The organism is Salipiger sp. ABN3_019, from assembly GCF_056158605.1.
In genome coordinates this window covers 327,355-342,093 of sequence record NZ_JBSWTP010000009.1, presented here as the reverse complement: position 1 = coordinate 342,093, position 14,739 = coordinate 327,355, and the positions used below count along the sequence as shown (strand labels likewise).

The 14,739-nt window shown below is 66.4% G+C and carries 14 protein-coding genes; 6 read left to right on the top strand and 8 right to left on the bottom strand.

The window, feature by feature from the left end; all coding sequences use genetic code 11:
- Nucleotides 1-25: 25 nt before the first annotated feature.
- Entirely contained in the window at nucleotides 26-766 is a 741-nt protein-coding gene (locus ACXAD2_RS09780; protein ID WP_224901600.1) for an SDR family oxidoreductase, read from the top strand.
- 237 nt (nucleotides 767-1,003) lie between these two features.
- Entirely contained in the window at nucleotides 1,004-2,008 is a 1,005-nt protein-coding gene (locus tag ACXAD2_RS09775; RefSeq protein WP_475169395.1) for a P1 family peptidase, read from the top strand.
- Nucleotides 2,009-2,033: 25 nt separating this feature from the next.
- Here ACXAD2_RS09775 and ACXAD2_RS09770 read toward each other — a convergent pair whose 3' ends face one another.
- The 4 genes from ACXAD2_RS09770 to ACXAD2_RS09755 are packed head-to-tail and all read right to left on the bottom strand — an operon-like array spanning nucleotide 2,034 to nucleotide 6,084.
- Nucleotides 2,034-2,822 carry an SseB family protein gene (locus ACXAD2_RS09770; RefSeq protein ID WP_066102799.1) on the bottom strand — a complete coding sequence of 263 codons (789 nt, stop codon included), beginning with the start codon at nucleotides 2,820-2,822 and terminating at the stop codon, nucleotides 2,034-2,036.
- Nucleotides 2,819-3,415 (bottom strand): uracil-DNA glycosylase family protein, encoded by a 597-nt coding sequence (locus ACXAD2_RS09765; protein ID WP_164178855.1) that lies wholly within the window; start codon nucleotides 3,413-3,415, stop codon nucleotides 2,819-2,821. Before ACXAD2_RS09765 ends, ACXAD2_RS09770 begins: the two co-directional genes overlap by 4 nt.
- 48 nt (nucleotides 3,416-3,463) lie before the next feature.
- Nucleotides 3,464-4,333 (bottom strand): polysaccharide deacetylase family protein, encoded by an 870-nt coding sequence (locus ACXAD2_RS09760; RefSeq protein WP_475169390.1) that lies wholly within the window; start codon nucleotides 4,331-4,333, stop codon nucleotides 3,464-3,466.
- The gene (locus tag ACXAD2_RS09755; protein ID WP_475169388.1) at nucleotides 4,330-6,084 is read right to left on the bottom strand and encodes a carbamoyltransferase family protein; all 1,755 of its coding nucleotides are present in this window, start codon (nucleotides 6,082-6,084) and stop codon (nucleotides 4,330-4,332) included. Before ACXAD2_RS09755 ends, ACXAD2_RS09760 begins: the two co-directional genes overlap by 4 nt.
- A gap of 241 nt (nucleotides 6,085-6,325) precedes the next feature.
- Between ACXAD2_RS09755 and ACXAD2_RS09750 the strand changes: the two genes are divergently transcribed.
- Together ACXAD2_RS09750 and ACXAD2_RS09745 are read left to right on the top strand one after the other, a co-directional pair.
- Nucleotides 6,326-6,985, top strand: a complete 660-nt coding sequence (locus tag ACXAD2_RS09750) for an ABC transporter ATP-binding protein (protein WP_475169387.1) — start codon at nucleotides 6,326-6,328, stop codon at nucleotides 6,983-6,985.
- Entirely contained in the window at nucleotides 6,963-8,639 is a 1,677-nt protein-coding gene (locus ACXAD2_RS09745) for a KpsE/RkpR family capsule polysaccharide export protein (protein ID WP_475169386.1), read from the top strand. Before ACXAD2_RS09750 ends, ACXAD2_RS09745 begins: the two co-directional genes overlap by 23 nt.
- Before the next feature lie 104 nt (nucleotides 8,640-8,743).
- Here the strand turns inward: ACXAD2_RS09745 and ACXAD2_RS09740 are convergent, their stop codons facing one another.
- The 4 genes from ACXAD2_RS09740 to ACXAD2_RS09725 all read right to left on the bottom strand — a co-directional run bounded on the left by ACXAD2_RS09740 (nucleotide 8,744) and on the right by ACXAD2_RS09725 (nucleotide 13,943).
- Nucleotides 8,744-9,319, bottom strand: a complete 576-nt coding sequence (locus tag ACXAD2_RS09740) for an NADPH-dependent FMN reductase (RefSeq protein ID WP_066102781.1) — start codon at nucleotides 9,317-9,319, stop codon at nucleotides 8,744-8,746.
- Nucleotides 9,320-9,547: 228 nt separating this feature from the next.
- Entirely contained in the window at nucleotides 9,548-10,474 is a 927-nt protein-coding gene (locus tag ACXAD2_RS09735) for an electron transfer flavoprotein subunit alpha/FixB family protein (protein ID WP_475169385.1), read from the bottom strand.
- The gene (locus ACXAD2_RS09730; protein WP_224901577.1) at nucleotides 10,474-11,232 is read right to left on the bottom strand and encodes an electron transfer flavoprotein subunit beta/FixA family protein; all 759 of its coding nucleotides are present in this window, start codon (nucleotides 11,230-11,232) and stop codon (nucleotides 10,474-10,476) included. Before ACXAD2_RS09730 ends, ACXAD2_RS09735 begins: the two co-directional genes overlap by 1 nt.
- Before the next feature lie 395 nt (nucleotides 11,233-11,627).
- Nucleotides 11,628-13,943: a DNA topoisomerase IV subunit A gene (locus tag ACXAD2_RS09725; RefSeq protein WP_475169383.1), complete on the bottom strand. Its 2,316-nt coding sequence runs from the start codon at nucleotides 13,941-13,943 to the stop codon at nucleotides 11,628-11,630.
- Between ACXAD2_RS09725 and ACXAD2_RS09720 the strand changes: the two genes are divergently transcribed.
- Both ACXAD2_RS09720 and ACXAD2_RS09715 read left to right on the top strand, forming a co-directional pair.
- Nucleotides 13,942-14,139 carry a hypothetical protein gene (locus ACXAD2_RS09720; RefSeq protein WP_475169382.1) on the top strand — a complete coding sequence of 66 codons (198 nt, stop codon included), beginning with the start codon at nucleotides 13,942-13,944 and terminating at the stop codon, nucleotides 14,137-14,139. The two genes, ACXAD2_RS09725 and ACXAD2_RS09720, sit on opposite strands and share 2 nt — an antisense overlap.
- Entirely contained in the window at nucleotides 14,136-14,699 is a 564-nt protein-coding gene (locus ACXAD2_RS09715) for an SH3 domain-containing protein (protein WP_475169379.1), read from the top strand. Before ACXAD2_RS09720 ends, ACXAD2_RS09715 begins: the two co-directional genes overlap by 4 nt.
- The last annotated feature ends 40 nt before the right edge of the window (nucleotides 14,700-14,739 follow it).

The window sequence follows — 14,739 nt, the reverse complement described above, 5'->3', positions numbered from 1 at the left end:
AGAGGATTTGAGGGAGGAGACAGGAATGAGACTGGACGGGAAAACCGCCATCGTGACCGGCGCGGGCTCGGGCTTTGGCGCGGGCATCGCGCGGCGCTTCGCGGCAGAGGGGGCGCGGGTGATGGTCGCCGACATCAACATGGAGGGCGCCATGGAGGTGGCGTCCGAGTTCGGCGGCGTGGCGCATGAGGTGAATGTGGCCGACGGTGCCTCGGTCGAGGAGATGGCGCTGCGCGCCGGGGCCGAACTGGGCCGGGTCGACATTCTGGTGAACAACGCCGGGGTGACGCATCTGCCGGGCTTCATGGAAGAGATCAGCGAGGCGGATTTCGACAAGGTTTGGGCGGTGAACTGCAAGTCGGTCTATCTCACCTCCCGCGCGCTCGTGGCGGGGATGAAAGAGCGCGGCGCGGGCGCGATCCTCAACATCGCGTCGACGGCGGGCGTTTCGCCGCGACCCAAGCTCAACTGGTACAACGCCTCGAAGGGCTGGATGATCACCGCGACGCGCGCCATGGCGATCGAGCTGGCCCCCTTCGGCGTGCGGGTCAACGCGCTGAACCCGGTGGCGGGCGACACGCCGCTGCTCAAGAGCTTCATGGGCGAGGACACGCCGGAAATGCGCGAGAAGTTCCTCTCGACCATCCCCATGGGGCGCTTCTCGACCCCCGAGGATCTGGCCAACGCGGCGCTGTATCTCTGCTCGGACGAGGCCTCGCTGGTGACCGGCGTGTGCATGGAAGTGGACGGCGGGCGCTGCATCTGAAGGCGGCGTCGGTGGGGGCGCTGCCCCCGCCGCGGCTGCGCCGCGACTCCCCCGGCGTATTTTGAAAGAGAAGAAGACGGACCGGTGCCTTTCACGGGCCCTTTTCAGCAGGCCATCGGCGGCATAAGGCCTTTCATTGTTCGCTAAATACGCAAAGGCGCGCCTGCGACAGCGGGCGCCCTTGTTTTTTGCTGCAGCGCAGCAAATTATCAACCAGTGGCTGCAAGGAGTGGTTTCATGCGACCCGGTCCCCTCAATCTGATCACCGATGTCCCCGGCCTCAGGGTCGGCAATGCCGAGGATTCGCTGCTCAAGTCCGGCGTGTCGGTGGTGACCGCAGAGGCGCCGATGGTGGCCTCCGTCTCGGTCATGGGCGGCGCGCCCGGCACGCGCGAGACCGACCTTCTGGCGCCGGACAAGACCGCGCCGGGGGTGGATGCGCTGGTGCTTGCGGGCGGCAGCGCCTTCGGGCTGGCGGCGGCGCAGGGGGTGATGGATGCGCTGCACGAAGAGGGGCGCGGCTTTGAGGTGTTCTCGGCCCGCGTGCCGATTGTGCCCGCGGCGATCCTTTTTGACCTGCTCAACGGCGGCGACAAGCACTGGGGGGTGAACCCCTATCCCGCGCTGGGGCGGCAGGCGCTGGCCAATGCCGGAACCGAGTTCCGGCTGGGCTCGCGCGGGGCAGGCTGCGGCGCGCAGACCGCGCAGCACAAGGGCGGGCTGGGCTCGGCCTCGATGGTGCTGGAGGGCGGTCTCACCGTCGGCGCGCTGGTGGCGGTGAACCCGATGGGCAGCGTGATGACCCCCTCGGGGCGCCATTTCTGGGCCGCGCCTTTCGAGATGGGCGACGAGTTCGGCGGCCTCGGCACCGAGCCGGCGAAGGGTTTTCACGACATGCCGCAGAGCCGTAAGGTCGGGGCAATGGCGGCGCTCGGGAACACCACGATCGCGGTGGTTGCCACGGATGCGCAACTCGACAAGGCGCAGGCGCATCGCATGGCGGTGGCAGCGCAGAATGGGATCGGGCGGGCGATCCACCCGGCGCATTCGCCGATGGATGGCGATCTGGTTTTCGCCTGCGCCACCGGGCGGCAGGCGCTGATCGAGCCTTCGCTGCAGCTGGCGCAGATCGGCCACGCGGCCAGCCTGTGCCTTGCGCGGGCCATCGGGCGCGCGGTCTGGGAGGCGTGCCCCGCGCCCGGCGACACACTGCCGACGCTGCGCGAGGAGCTTGGTCTGTAGCGGGCGCCTTTGACGCGCCGGAGGCTCAGCGCAGGATCGGCGGGCTGTCGGGGTCGGATCCGGGGGCGATGCGCTCCACACGCGCGGGCTCTTCGATCTGTGGCAGGTCAAAGCGCAGGCCGACGCGGGTGAGGCTGGCGGCAAGCTCATCGCTGTCGCGCAGGAAGATCACGTCGAGCGCCCCGGCCTCGATGCCGGAAAACACCAGCGCTTCGTTCACTGCGCGCGCCAGTGCGTCCTCGGCACCGGGGAGCGTGCCTGCAAAGGCGAGGATATGCCCGCGCCCGCCGCCCTCATAGCTGGCACCCGCCAGCCATGCGCAGCGCGCGAAGCCCGCGGCGGTGGCCAGCTTGGTGTCGAGCGCCTGCAGCAGCGCCTCGGGCAGGCCGCCGGGCTGCGACACCTCCTCGATGCGCGCCTCGCTTTCCGAAGGGCCGTGGCCAAGCGTTGCCGCCAGCCAGTCCACCGCCTCGGGGGGCAGCAGGGTTGAGGCCTCGGAGACCTCGATGTTCACCGCCAGCCCGATGCCCTGACCGGCGAGCATATTGGCCACGGCGCGGCCCGAGAGCGCGGCATAGGGCGCGGCGCGCCCGACGAATTGCGACAGCCGCTCCTCGCGGTCGAAAACCAGCACGAAGCGCGCATCGCCGAGGTCGAAAAGCTCGGGTTCGATCTGGGCGCCGTCGATTTCCTTGGTGAGCAGCAGATAAAGCTCGCCATCGGCGAGGCGCTCGTAAAAGCGCAGGCGGGCGTTGTCGTCCTCGGGCGCGGCTTCCATCGCGGTAAGGGCGGCGTCGAGCGGTGTGGTGGTCATGTCAGTACCTCGCGGACACGGGCGCGCAGGACCGGCAGAAGCTCGTCCTCGAACCACGGATTGCGTTTGAGCCAAGCCGTATTGCGCCAAGACGGATGGGGCAAGGGGCAGGCGTCCGGCATATGCGCGCGCCAGCCCGCCACGGTCTCGGTAACGCCGCGTTTCGTGCCGAGGTGATAGCGGTGCGCGTGGCCCCCAACGTAGAGCCGCAGCGGCAGCGGGCCGAGCGCGTCGAACAGCGGGTCATGCCATGTGGCGCGGCAGATGGGCGGCGGCGGCAGGTCCGCGCCCTTGGCGTCATAGCCGGGAAAGCAGAAGGCCATGGGCACGATGGCGACGCGGCTCTGATCCCAGAACTCCTCTTCCGAAAGCCCGAGCCACGCGCGCAGCCGGTCGCCCGAAGGGTCGTTGAAGGGCCGTCCGGAGGTGTGCACCCGCATGCCTGGTGCCTGCCCGGCAATCAGCAGCCGCGCACCGGGGCGAAACCACGGCACCGGGCGCGGCGCGTGGCGGGTGGCGGTGGCGGCGAAGCGGTCGGCGCAGAGGCGGCAGGCGGCGATGCGGGCGTGAAGGGCGCTGAGGCTTTGAGACATGGCACAGAGGTAGGCGTTGGCGGGCGGTGCCGCCAGTAGCAGGGCCGCTTAGGTGACCTCGGCGGCCTCAAGGTGGTCGCTCAGCCGCCCATAGAGCCCGAGGCGGCGGCAGATGCGGTCGAGCTTGGACTTCAGCCCGGCGTTGCCGATGGTGCTCCACTGATGCTGGCGCAGGCCCCAATAGGCGGCGCTTCGGCGGCCCAATGGCGCGCGTTCGGCGCGGCTGAGCAGGAACTCCCCGCCGGCGGTGAACTCATAGGGGTGCAGATAGATGTGCGGCGGCATGCCTGCATCCTCGCAGCCCGAAAGCAGCCGGTCGGCGAAGGCGGCAGGGAAGAGTTTGAGATAAGAGCCGCCGAGCTTCATCTCCGGCAGCCCTTCGAAGGGCGCCGCCGAGTAGATCGGCAGCAGCTTCAGCGTGGTCAGCCCCATCCGCTTGCGAAAGGCGCGGACCTCGCCGCGGCTTCCGGCAAAGAACGAGGAATCATAGGTGAAGTGCCGCTCTACCGCGCGGTATTGCGCCGGGTCCGATTTCTCGATGCGAAACTTGGGGGCGCGGAAGCCCTGCACCGGGGCGTTGGCGGCCTCTTCCAGCGCGGCCTTGGCGCGCTGCAGGTTGTGTTCGACCTCTTCTGCGGACTGGCTGCGCAACTCGTCGTGGAAATAATAGTGGCAGGCGACCTCATGCCCGTCTTCGGCGATGCGCCCGATCAGGTCGGGCAGTTGGTCGGCGATGATCCCGGTGCAGAAGAAGGTGGCGCGCACGCCCTGATCGCGCAGAAAGCCATCAATGCTTTCATACCCGGCCCAAAGCGCGTCACCGCGCAGCGGCCCGGTCTCCCACAGCCCCAGATCGCGTTTCAGATCATGGGCGAAATCTTCGAAGTCGATGCTGAGGAAGAGGTCGGGATCGGTCATGCCAGCGCCTCGCGGGTGACGATATAGGGGCCGATCACCAGCGCATCGACGCCGGAGGCGCGGAAGGTGGCCAGCGCGTCGGCGGGGCTGTGCACGATGGGCTCTTGGATGTTGAACGAGGTGTTGAGCAGCACCGGCACGCCGGTCAGTGCGCCAAAGCGGGTGAGCAGGGCGTGATAAAGCGGGTTGGCCGCCGCCGAGACGCTGTGCACGCGGGCGGTTTGATCCACGTGAGTCACTGCCGGAATCGCCTCGGCCTTGTCGTCGCGCACGCGGGCAACGATGTTCATATAGGGGCTGGGCTGGTCGATCTCAAAGAAGGTGCTGGCGGCTTCCTCGGCGACGCTCGGGGCGAAGGGGCGGAAGATCTCGCGTTTCTTGATCTTGCGGTTGAGCTCTTCGCGCATCTCGTCGCGGCGCGGATCGGCAAGGAAGCTGCGCGATCCCAGCGCGCGGGGGCCGAACTCGCTGCGGCCCTGAAACCACGCGATCACCAGCCCGTCCGCCAGCATCTGCGCGGTGTTGCTCACCAGCGCATCCTCCGGCAACGCTTCCGGCACTGGCAGGCCCGCGGCGGCGATGGCGCTTTCGATCTCTGGCACGCTGTAGCCGCGGCCCAGATAGGGCGCGCGCACCGGCTCTGGTGCGCCGCTGATCCCGCGCGCGGCAAGGTCGGCCATCGCCGCGCCGATGGCGCAGCCAGCGTCATGCGGGGCGGGCGGGATGATGATCTCGTCAAAGACGCCCTTGGCCAGCAGCTTGCCGTTGGCGGTGACGTTGAGCGCGCAGCCGCCCGAAATGACCAGCCGCCGCAGATCGGGGTGGCTGTCGCGCAGCGGGGCGAGCAGATGCTCCACCGCATCCTCATGGACCTGCTGCACCGAGGTCGCCAGATCCACATGGCATTGCTCGGGCTCGGCATCCGGCGCGCGGCGCGGACCGAAATGGCGCTCCATCTCGTCGGGGAAGATGCCCTTCAGCGCGGCGTGATAGTCGCACAGCCGCGTGTTGAGCGCATAGCGGCCACCGGGGAGCAGGCGCAGCGCGCGTTCCCGCAGAGCATCGCGATAGACCGGTTTGCCGTAGGGCGCGAGCCCCATCATCTTGTATTCGCCCTCGAGCATCTTGAAGCCGAGGTAGCCGGTGAACACGCTGTAGTAATGGCCCAGCGAATTGGGCCAGCGGTGGCGCGAGATCAGCTCGCGCTTTCCGTCCCGCACCACATGCAGCACGGTCGAGTTCTCTTCGCCGCCGCCGTCGTAGGAGAGCGAGACGAAATCATCCCAGTCGCGCATCGCCTCGGCGTAAAGCTGGTGGCACAGGTGGTGGTCGTGAAAGCTGATCTTCGCGGCGATGGGGCCAAAGCGGTCGCGCAGCAGGCGGCGCAGGCGGAAAAGGTCGCTCCACGAACCGGAAACCTCGCCATCGGGCGTGTCGGGCGCGCTGACAAACATCTGCCGGGCCCGCGCCGCGATGGCGCTGCGCGCATGCGGCGAGCCCGCCATTTTGCGCAGGGTGCCGAAGCCGCGCGTGGCAAGGCGCCACGGCTGCCAATAGACGGCGATATGGTCGATCTGGTTGGCGGTGATCCCCGCCATGGCGAGGCATTCGTCGATCGCCAGCCACGGGAAGCCACCATCGTTCTTGATCCGGCTCAGCCGCTCATTCTCTACGGCGGCGACGAGTTGCCCCTCGTGAAAGAGCGCGGCCGCGCTGTTGTCCATGGTCGCGAGGCCAAGTGTGTAGCTCATGCGCTATGGGCTCCTGCCGTCCTTCGTTCTAGGCGAACCATACATGCTTCGTCAGGGGCTTAAAGCGCAATTCGACCAAGGTTCGCGCACGCAGATGGCGAGGATTTATGTGGTTTCGGGATCAGTGACATAGATGGAATGGCGTTGTTGCAAATTTTGGTCATAATCTGACCTAATTCGCCAAATAACCGTCACGTAACCCGAGGGCCGTAGTATGCAGGCCGCTCGAAAGGGGTGGGTGATGATCGAGTTCGACATGGTCAGCAAGTCCTTCTGGACCGGAGAACGCCGCAAGGTGATCCTCGACCGTGTGTCCTTTCAAGTGTCGCTCGGCGAGAGCGTCGGCATCCTCGCGCCCAATGGCACTGGCAAGACCACGCTGATCCGCATGATGGCGGGGCTGGAAAAGCCCGATGAGGGCGAGATTCGCCGCACATCGCGCGTGTCCTTTCCGCTCGGCTTCATGGGCGGCGTGATCTCGAAGATCTCGGCGCGTGAAAACGCCCGGTTCATCGCCCGGATGTATGGGCTCGATCCCGAGTATGTCGAGGCGTTCTGCCGCTGGCTTTGCGGGCTCGGCGAATATTTCGACCAGCCGATCGGCACGTACTCGTCGGGGATGAAGGCGCGGTTCACCTTCTCGCTGATGCTGGCGCTGGATTTCGACATCTATCTCATCGACGAGGGGATGCCGAGTTCGACCGACGTCGAGTTCAACCGTAAGGCCGGCGAGATTCTCGCCGAACGATTGCGGACCACGACCATCGTGATCGTCTCGCACCAGCCGGCGATCCTCGAGAAATTTGCCCGTAAGGCGGCGGTCCTGATGGACGGCAAGCTGCACCAGTTTGAAACCTTGGAAGAAGCGAAACAGCTCTATGACTATGAAACCCAAGGCTAAGAAATTCCGCATCCGCCGCCCCGACACCGCCGCAGCCGCGCGTCCCGAGGAGATGCCCGAGGCCGCCCCGGCCAAGCCCGAGGGGCTGCCGCGGTTCGCCAACACCGCGTCCGGCGAGGCCAAGGCGCAGACGCCGTCCGACGCCGCGCCGAAGTCCGGCACCACCGATATCGAGGCGATCCGCAGCGAAGGGCTGACCGGCCGCCAGCTGCGGCTCGCGCGCCGGGTGGCGCAGAAACACGGGCTCGAGCCTGCTTCCGACTATGATGCGGTGCGCCTGCTGCGGGCCCGCGGGATCGACCCGTTCCGCCGCAGCACCATGCTCGAACTGGTGGTGCCCGAGGCGGCTGCCGGTGGCGCAGGGCAGGGCGGCGGTGGCGGCACCGCTGCGCAGGCCGCTGTGCCCGCCGTGCAGCCCGATGGGCGCAAGCCCGGCACCCAGCTGCCGCAGACCGTTCCGGCGGGCAAGACCAACCTGCCGTCGACCCAGACCGCCAGCCCGGCAGAGCGCCGCGCCGCCGAGATCATGAAGATCCAGCAGGAACTGGCCAAGCGTCGCCGCAAGAAGATGGCGCTGCTGCTGACCCGGCTGGCCTTCTTCGTGCTGCTGCCGACGCTGATCGCGGGCTACTATTTCTATGTGGTCGCCACGCCGATGTATGCCACCAAGTCCGAGTTCCTGATCCTCAAGGCCGAAAACTCGGCCTCCTCCATGGGCAGCCTGTTCTCGGGCACGCAATTCGCCACCAATCAGGACGCGATCGCGGTACAAAGCTACCTGATGTCCAAGGACGCCATGCTGCGGCTCGACCGCGACGAGGGCTTCCGGTCGCATTACCAGCAAGCGTGGATCGACCCGATCCAGCGTCTTGACGAGGATGCCTCGACCGAGGACGCCTTCGCCGTCTACGAGCGCAATATCGACATCGGCTATGACCCGACCGAGGGTGTGGTGAAGATGGAGATCCAAGCCGCCGATCCCGAGACCGCGGCGCGCTTCAGCCGGGCGCTGATCGGATACGCCGAGGACCGCGTGGACAACCTGTCGCTGCGCAAGCGCTCGAACGCGGTGACCGACGCCGAGGTCGGCCTCGAAGAGGCGCAGGCCGAACGTCAGGATGCGCAGGAAAAGCTGGTGCGGCTGCAGCAGCAGGGGTCGGTGATCGACCCCGAGGGCCGGATCGCGGCGCTGCGCACGCAGATCAGCAACATCGAAGTGCAGCTTCAGGAGAAGCGGCTGACCCTGCAGGCGCTGCTCGACAACGCCCGCCCCAACAGCAGCCGTGTCGAGGGTGCGCGCGGTGATGTGCGCCGTCTCGAAGCGCTGCTCGAGGACCTCAACGCGCAGATGAACACCGCCACCACGGGCGAGGATTCGCTGGCCGAGAAGGCGGTGCAGATCCAATTGGCGCAGGCCGATCTGGCGACCCGCGATCTAATGCTGCAAACCGCGCTGGAGCGGCTGGAGCAGGCGCGGCGCGATGCCGACAGCCAGGCGCGATACCTGACCACCTCGGTCGAGCCGGTGGCCTCTGAGGACCCGAGCTACCCGCGCAGCTTCGAGAACACCATTCTGGCGTTCCTGATCTTCTCGGGCATCTATCTGATGATCTCGCTCACCGCGTCGATCCTGCGCGAGCAGGTGTCGAGCTGAACCCCCGGCGCGGGCCGGGCCCGCGCCAGACCTTCACGGCAACAAAAAACGCCCGGCCAATGGCCGGGCGTTTGTGGGTCTGAGCCGGGAATGGGGAAAAGGGCTCAGGCCGCCTTGGCGCGGGCGGGCTTGAGGGCTTCGCCCCAAGCGGCCAGCTCGCTGAACATGCCGGCCATGCCGTCAACCACGGGCTGGTCGGGGCGCAGCACGCCGTCTTCGCCGATGTAGTTGAACACGAAGGGCACCGGCACCGACTGCGGCAGCGCCATGACGTTCATGTTGACCAGCAGCTGGCGCAGTTCCTGCGCGGCGCGCATGCCGCCCGAAACGCCGCCGTAGCTGACGACAGCTGCGACCTTGCGCTCCCATTCCACCGCGAGCGCCTGAATGGCGTTGACCAGCGCAGCCGAGGGGAAGCTGTTGTATTCCGGGGTCAGGAAGATGAAGGCATCGGCGTCCGCGACCTTCGCGGCCCATTTCTTGGTGTGCTCGTGCTCATAGGCCTGCGCACGCGGGTGGCCGGCTTCGTCGAGCAGCGGCAGGTCGATTTCCTTGAGGTCGACAACTTCGACGTCGAAACCGTTCTGCTGCTTGGCGAGGTCTTCGACCCATTTGCCGACGATGGGCACAATGCGGCCGGGGCGGGTGGAGCCGAGGATGATCTTCAGCTTGAGAGCCATGAGGGTGTCCTTCCGGATGAATTTGGATTGGGTCAGCCCATGAGGGGAGGTGGGCCGTGCCTTGCCCCCATACCTACGCTCTCGCCGTGACGACACAATCCGCCCGCGCGCACAGCGCGGGTGCATCTGTGCACGGGCTCTGCTCATGGCGTCTAAGGTGGATGCAAAAAGGCCCGCCGTTGGGGCGGGCCTTTCGCAAAGCTTTTGGTCTCAAAACCAGCGTTCGGCTCAGACCTTGTCGGTCAGTTCCGGCACGGCCTCGAAGAGGTCGGCGACGAGGCCGAAGTCGGCAACCTGGAAGATCGGCGCTTCTTCGTCCTTGTTGATCGCGACGATCACCTTGGAGTCTTTCATGCCTGCAAGGTGCTGGATCGCGCCCGAGATGCCGACCGCGACGTAGAGGTCGGGTGCCACGACCTTGCCGGTCTGGCCGACCTGCCAGTCGTTCGGGGCAAAGCCAAAGTCCACGGCGGCGCGCGACGCGCCCACGGCGGCACCGAGCTTGTCGGCGAGCTTCTCGATCAGCGCGAAATCCTCTTCCGAGCCGACGCCGCGGCCACCCGAGACGACGATCTTCGCCGAGGTGAGTTCCGGACGATCGCTCTCGGCCATCTTGTCTTCGACCCACTCCGACAGCGCCGGGTTGTCGCCCGCGCCGATGGTCTCGACCGAAGCCGAGCCGGTGGAGGCAGCGGCGTCGAAGGTGGAGGTGCGGAAGGTGATGACCTTCTTGGCGTCCTTCGACTTCACGGTCTGGATCGCGTTACCGGCGTAGATCGGACGCTCGAAGGTGTCGGCGTCGACCACGGCGGTCACATCGGTCAGGATCATCGCGTCGAGCAGCGCGGCAACGCGCGGCAGGATGTTCTTCGCGTCGGTCGTGGCCGGGGCGACGATGTGCGAATACTCACCGGCGAGCGAGACGATCAGCGCCGCGACCGGCTCGGCGAGGCGGTGGCCGTACAGCGCATCCTCGGCGACCAGCACCTTGGCGACGCCGTCGATCTTGGCGGCTTCCTCGGCGGCGGCTGCAGCCGAAGCGCCGGCGGCCAGAACCGTCACGTCGCCCAGTTTCGCCGCGGCGTTCACCGCCTTGGCGGTTGCGTCCAGCGCCAGCGCGCCGTCGTTGATCTCTGCAAGAAGAAGAACAGCCATCAGAGTGCCCCCGCGTCTTTCAGTTTCGCCACGAGCTCGTCGACCGAGCCCACCTTGATGCCGGCAGCGCGCTCTTCGGGCTCCGAGGTCTTGACGATCTCGAGGCGCGGCGCGACGTCGACGCCGAAGTCGGCGGCGGTCTTCTCGTCGAGCGGCTTTTTCTTCGCCTTCATGATGTTCGGCAGCGACGCGTAGCGCGGCTCGTTGAGGCGCAGGTCGGCGGTGATGATCGCCGGCAGCGCGACCTTGATGGTCTGCAGGCCGCCGTCGACTTCGCGTGCCACGGTGGCGGCATCGCCCTCGACGTCGAGCTTGTTGGCGTAGGTCGCCTGCGCCCAGCCCAGAAGGCCCGCGAGCATCTGGCCGGTGGCGTTCATGTCGTTGTCGATCGCCTGCTTGCCCATGATGACGAGGCCGGGGGCCTCTTCCTCGACCACTTTGGCGAGGATCTTGGCGACGGCGAGCGGCTCGATGTCGGTGTGCACGTCATCGGCGGCGGTCACGAGGATGGCGCGGTCAGCGCCCATGGCCAGCGCGGTGCGCAGGGTTTCCTGGCTCTGCTTGACGCCGATCGAGACGACGATCACTTCCTCGGCCTTGCCAGCTTCCTTGAGGCGGATGGCCTCTTCGACGGCGATCTCGTCGAACGGGTTCATCGACATCTTGACGTTGGCAAGATCGACTCCCGTGCCGTCCGCTTTCACGCGGACTTTCACGTTGTAGTCGATCACGCGCTTCACGGGCACAAGCACCTTCATGAGCGGATCACTCCCTTTGTTTCGCCGCGGCAAGCACGGCACTTCTGGTTCTCCCGTGGGGTGATAGCGAAGTGAACGCGAGGGAAACAGTGCCAATTTGGCCAAGCGTGCCAAAACGCCGCTGCGTTAGCGCGCTTGTGTGGGCGCGAAGCAGCGCGATGTCGCGGCGGAAATTCGAACGGTCGGAAACGCGTTTCGCGCGCGTTGGTGGTTTGCATAAAAAATAGGCGATGGGCTGAGGTGGCGCCTGATCAGGGCTTAGGGCGGGCCGAAACTTGATTCGCAGACCTCGGTTCAGAGGGGGCGGTAGGTCGCTTTCAGCGGAGTCGAACAGCAAAAGGGCCACCCGAAGGCGGCCCCTTGTTCGAGAGTTCAGCTCTGCCTGCCGAGGCAGATCAGGTGAACGTGTTGTCCCGCGGGAAGCCGCGCGGCGCCATACGTCCCGCGGTGGCGCGCTTGGCGATCCACTCGGAAAGGTCGGATTGGGTGCGGGTGCGCCCGGCCGGGTCCTTCCATGTGAGGCCGTCGGCCAGCGTGAAGGTGGTCAGGTCCGACAGGCCGCCATCCTTGTACTTCTGCAGACGCACGCCCTTGCCCCGGCCCATCTCGGGCAGTTCGTCGAGCATGAAGACCAGCACCTTGCGGTTCTCGCCGACCACCGCCACCGCGTCGCCCGTCACTGGCTTGCAGATCTTGGCGAAGGCGGGCTCGCGGACGTTGAGGGCCTGCTTGCCCGCGCGGGTCTGCGCCAGAACATCCGCCTCGGGCACCACAAAGCCATCCCCGGCAGAGGAGGCCAGCAGCAGCTTGCGGCCCGGCACATGCGCGAAGATGTCGATGATCTGCGCCTCGTTGGGCAGGTCGACCATCAGCCGCAGCGGCTCGCCCATGCCGCGCCCGCCGGGCAGGTTGGCGGCAGAGATCGTGTAGAAGCGCCCGTTCGAGCCGAAGACCAGCAGGCGGTCCGTCGTCTCGGCGTGGAAGATGAAGCGCGGGCCGTCGCCGTCCTTGAACTTCAGTTCCGAGTTCAGGTCGATGTGGCCCTTCATCGCGCGGATCCAGCCCATCTGCGAGCAGACCACGGTGATCGGCTCGCGCTCGATCATCGCTTCCAGCGGCACTTCCTCGACCTCGCCCGCTTCGGCGAAGGCGGTGAGGCGCGCGCCCCGCTCGAGATCCTTGGTGAAGGCCTTCTTCACCTCGCGCAATTCGCCCGAGATACGCTTCCACTGCAGGTCTTCGCTGGCCAGAAGGTCTTCGAGACCGGCGCGCTCTTCCATCAGCTTGTCACGCTCGGCGACCAGTTCCATCTCTTCGAGCTTGCGCAAGCTGCGCAGGCGCATGTTGAGGATGGCTTCGGTCTGCACCTCGGTCAGGCCGAACTCGTCTTCGCCCGACACCGGGGCAGGGGAGACGTAATCGGCCTCGGAGGTGGCGCGGGCGATCTTGCGGCCCCAGTCCTCGCGCATCAGCGCGGCCTTGGGGTCCTCGTCATAGCGGATGATGTCGATGACGCGGTCGAGGTTGAGAAAGGCGATTATCAGCCCTTCCAGCACCTCAAGACGGTGGTCGATCTTTTCCATCCGGTGCCGCGAGCGGCGGCACAGCACGTCGCGCCGGAAATCGAGGAAGGCGCGCAGCACCTCTTTCAGCGAGCAGACCTTTGGCGTCACGCCGTCGATCAGCACGTTCATGTTGAGCGAGAAGCGGATCTCCAGATCGCTGTTCTTGAACAGCAGGTTCATCAGCAAATCGGGGTCGATGTTCTTGCTCTTGGGCTCCAGCACCATGCGGATGTCTTCGGCGCTCTCGTCCCGGATATCGGCGAGGATCGGCACCTTCTTGGTCTGGATCAGTTCTGCCAGCCGCTCGACCAGCTTCGACTTCTGCACCTGATAGGGGATCTCGGTGACCACGACCTGCCACTGTCCGCGGCCAAGGTCCTCGACCTCCCATTTGGCGCGCAGACGGATCGAGCCGCGCCCGGTGGCATAGGCCTGCGCGATGTTCTCGCGCGACTCGACGATCACCCCGCCGGTGGGGAAATCGGGGCCGGGCACATATTGCAGCAGCGTCTCGTCCAGCGCGTTCGGCGACTTGATGAGGTGCAGGCTGGCGTCGATCAGCTCGCCGATGTTGTGCGGCGGAATGTTGGTCGCCATGCCCACCGCGATGCCCGACGAGCCGTTGGCCAGCAGGTTGGGATAGGAGGCGGGCAGCACCACGGGCTCTTCGAGGCGGCCATCGTAGTTCGGGCGGTAGTCCACCGCGTCCTCGTCGAGACCCTGCAGCAGCGCCTCGGCCATGATGGTCATCCGCGCCTCGGTATAGCGCGAGGCCGCCGGGTTATCGCCGTCGATGTTGCCAAAGTTGCCCTGACCGTCGACCAGCGGGTAGCGGATGGTGAAGTCCTGCGCGAGGCGCGCCATGGCGTCATAGATCGCCGCGTCGCCATGCGGGTGGAAATCCCCCATCGTGTCGCCGGAGATTTTTGCCGACTTCAGGAAGCCGCCGCTGGAACTAAGTCGCAGCCGGCGCATTGCATAAAGGATACGACGATGCACGGGCTTGAGCCCGTCACGGGCGTCTGGCAGCGCCCGGTTCATGATCGTCGACAGAGCATAGGTCAGGTACCGCTCGCCGATTGCCCGGCGCAGGGTCTCTGCCACGTTACGAGGGTTCATGTTGGGGTCATCGACGATATCGTTCATGCATATTGTGATACCCGCGCAGAAAAGCGCGGGCAAGCGATCCGCACCGCGAATTCCATTCAGAGCGGATTTTTCCAGATTCCCGCTTAAGGCGAGCGCGCAAATCGGCTATGATGGGCGCGACGCCGAGTATTGGAACGGTGCGCCCGCGGCCTTTTTCAGCCAGCCCTTTTCTGTTCAGGAGATTTCAGCATGAAACGCCTTATGGTGCTTACTTTTGGCCTTTTGGGCTGGGCTTGGTACGCGATGTCCGGAGGCGCGGATTTCTCCGCCGGAACCAATGGCGTCGATCTGCCGGTGATGGTCCGCGCAGCCGAGGCCGAAAGTCTGCCCGCAGCTTCAGCAGACGCCGCCGCCGTGCCTGAGGTTACGCGCGCCAGCACCGCCTCACTCACCGATGTGGGGCCCGCCGAATCGCAGGCGACGGTGACCGAGGCGAAGGTCACCGAGGCGGCGGCGACAGCCAAGAGCATGGACCTTGCGCTGGCGGCAGTGCCCGACAAACCCATCGCGGCCAGCTTCGAGCCCGAAAGCGCCGAGCCTGAGACGCCCGCAGATCTGCGCAAGGTCACCGGCAGCCGGGTGAACCTGCGCTATGGTCCGGGCACCAGCTACAGCGTCGTCGGTCAGCTCGGCGAAGGCGACCGCGTCGAGGTGCTCAGCGATCCCGGCGACGGCTGGGTGAAGCTGCAGGCGCAAGATGGCGGCACCGCTGGCTGGATGTATGACGCCTATCTTGCCGCCGCGGTGAACTGAGGCTGTAAATTGAGGCGGCGGACTGAGGCGGCGGACTGAG

Coding starts and splice junctions, on each gene's coding strand:
- ACXAD2_RS09755 (WP_475169388.1), bottom strand. CDS start 6,084: ATGAGCTACACACTTGGCCTCGCGACCATGGACAACAGCGCGGCCGCG.
- ACXAD2_RS09735 (WP_475169385.1), bottom strand. CDS start 10,474: ATGGCTGTTCTTCTTCTTGCAGAGATCAACGACGGCGCGCTGGCGCTG.
- ACXAD2_RS09775 (WP_475169395.1), top strand. CDS start 1,004: ATGCGACCCGGTCCCCTCAATCTGATCACCGATGTCCCCGGCCTCAGG.
- ACXAD2_RS09745 (WP_475169386.1), top strand. CDS start 6,963: ATGACTATGAAACCCAAGGCTAAGAAATTCCGCATCCGCCGCCCCGAC.
- ACXAD2_RS09740 (WP_066102781.1), bottom strand. CDS start 9,319: ATGGCTCTCAAGCTGAAGATCATCCTCGGCTCCACCCGCCCCGGCCGC.
- ACXAD2_RS09730 (WP_224901577.1), bottom strand. CDS start 11,232: ATGAAGGTGCTTGTGCCCGTGAAGCGCGTGATCGACTACAACGTGAAA.
- ACXAD2_RS09715 (WP_475169379.1), top strand. CDS start 14,136: ATGAAACGCCTTATGGTGCTTACTTTTGGCCTTTTGGGCTGGGCTTGG.
- ACXAD2_RS09780 (WP_224901600.1), top strand. CDS start 26: ATGAGACTGGACGGGAAAACCGCCATCGTGACCGGCGCGGGCTCGGGC.
- ACXAD2_RS09770 (WP_066102799.1), bottom strand. CDS start 2,822: ATGACCACCACACCGCTCGACGCCGCCCTTACCGCGATGGAAGCCGCG.
- ACXAD2_RS09750 (WP_475169387.1), top strand. CDS start 6,326: ATGATCGAGTTCGACATGGTCAGCAAGTCCTTCTGGACCGGAGAACGC.
- ACXAD2_RS09760 (WP_475169390.1), bottom strand. CDS start 4,333: ATGACCGATCCCGACCTCTTCCTCAGCATCGACTTCGAAGATTTCGCC.
- ACXAD2_RS09720 (WP_475169382.1), top strand. CDS start 13,942: ATGCATATTGTGATACCCGCGCAGAAAAGCGCGGGCAAGCGATCCGCA.
- ACXAD2_RS09725 (WP_475169383.1), bottom strand. CDS start 13,943: ATGAACGATATCGTCGATGACCCCAACATGAACCCTCGTAACGTGGCA.
- ACXAD2_RS09765 (WP_164178855.1), bottom strand. CDS start 3,415: ATGTCTCAAAGCCTCAGCGCCCTTCACGCCCGCATCGCCGCCTGCCGC.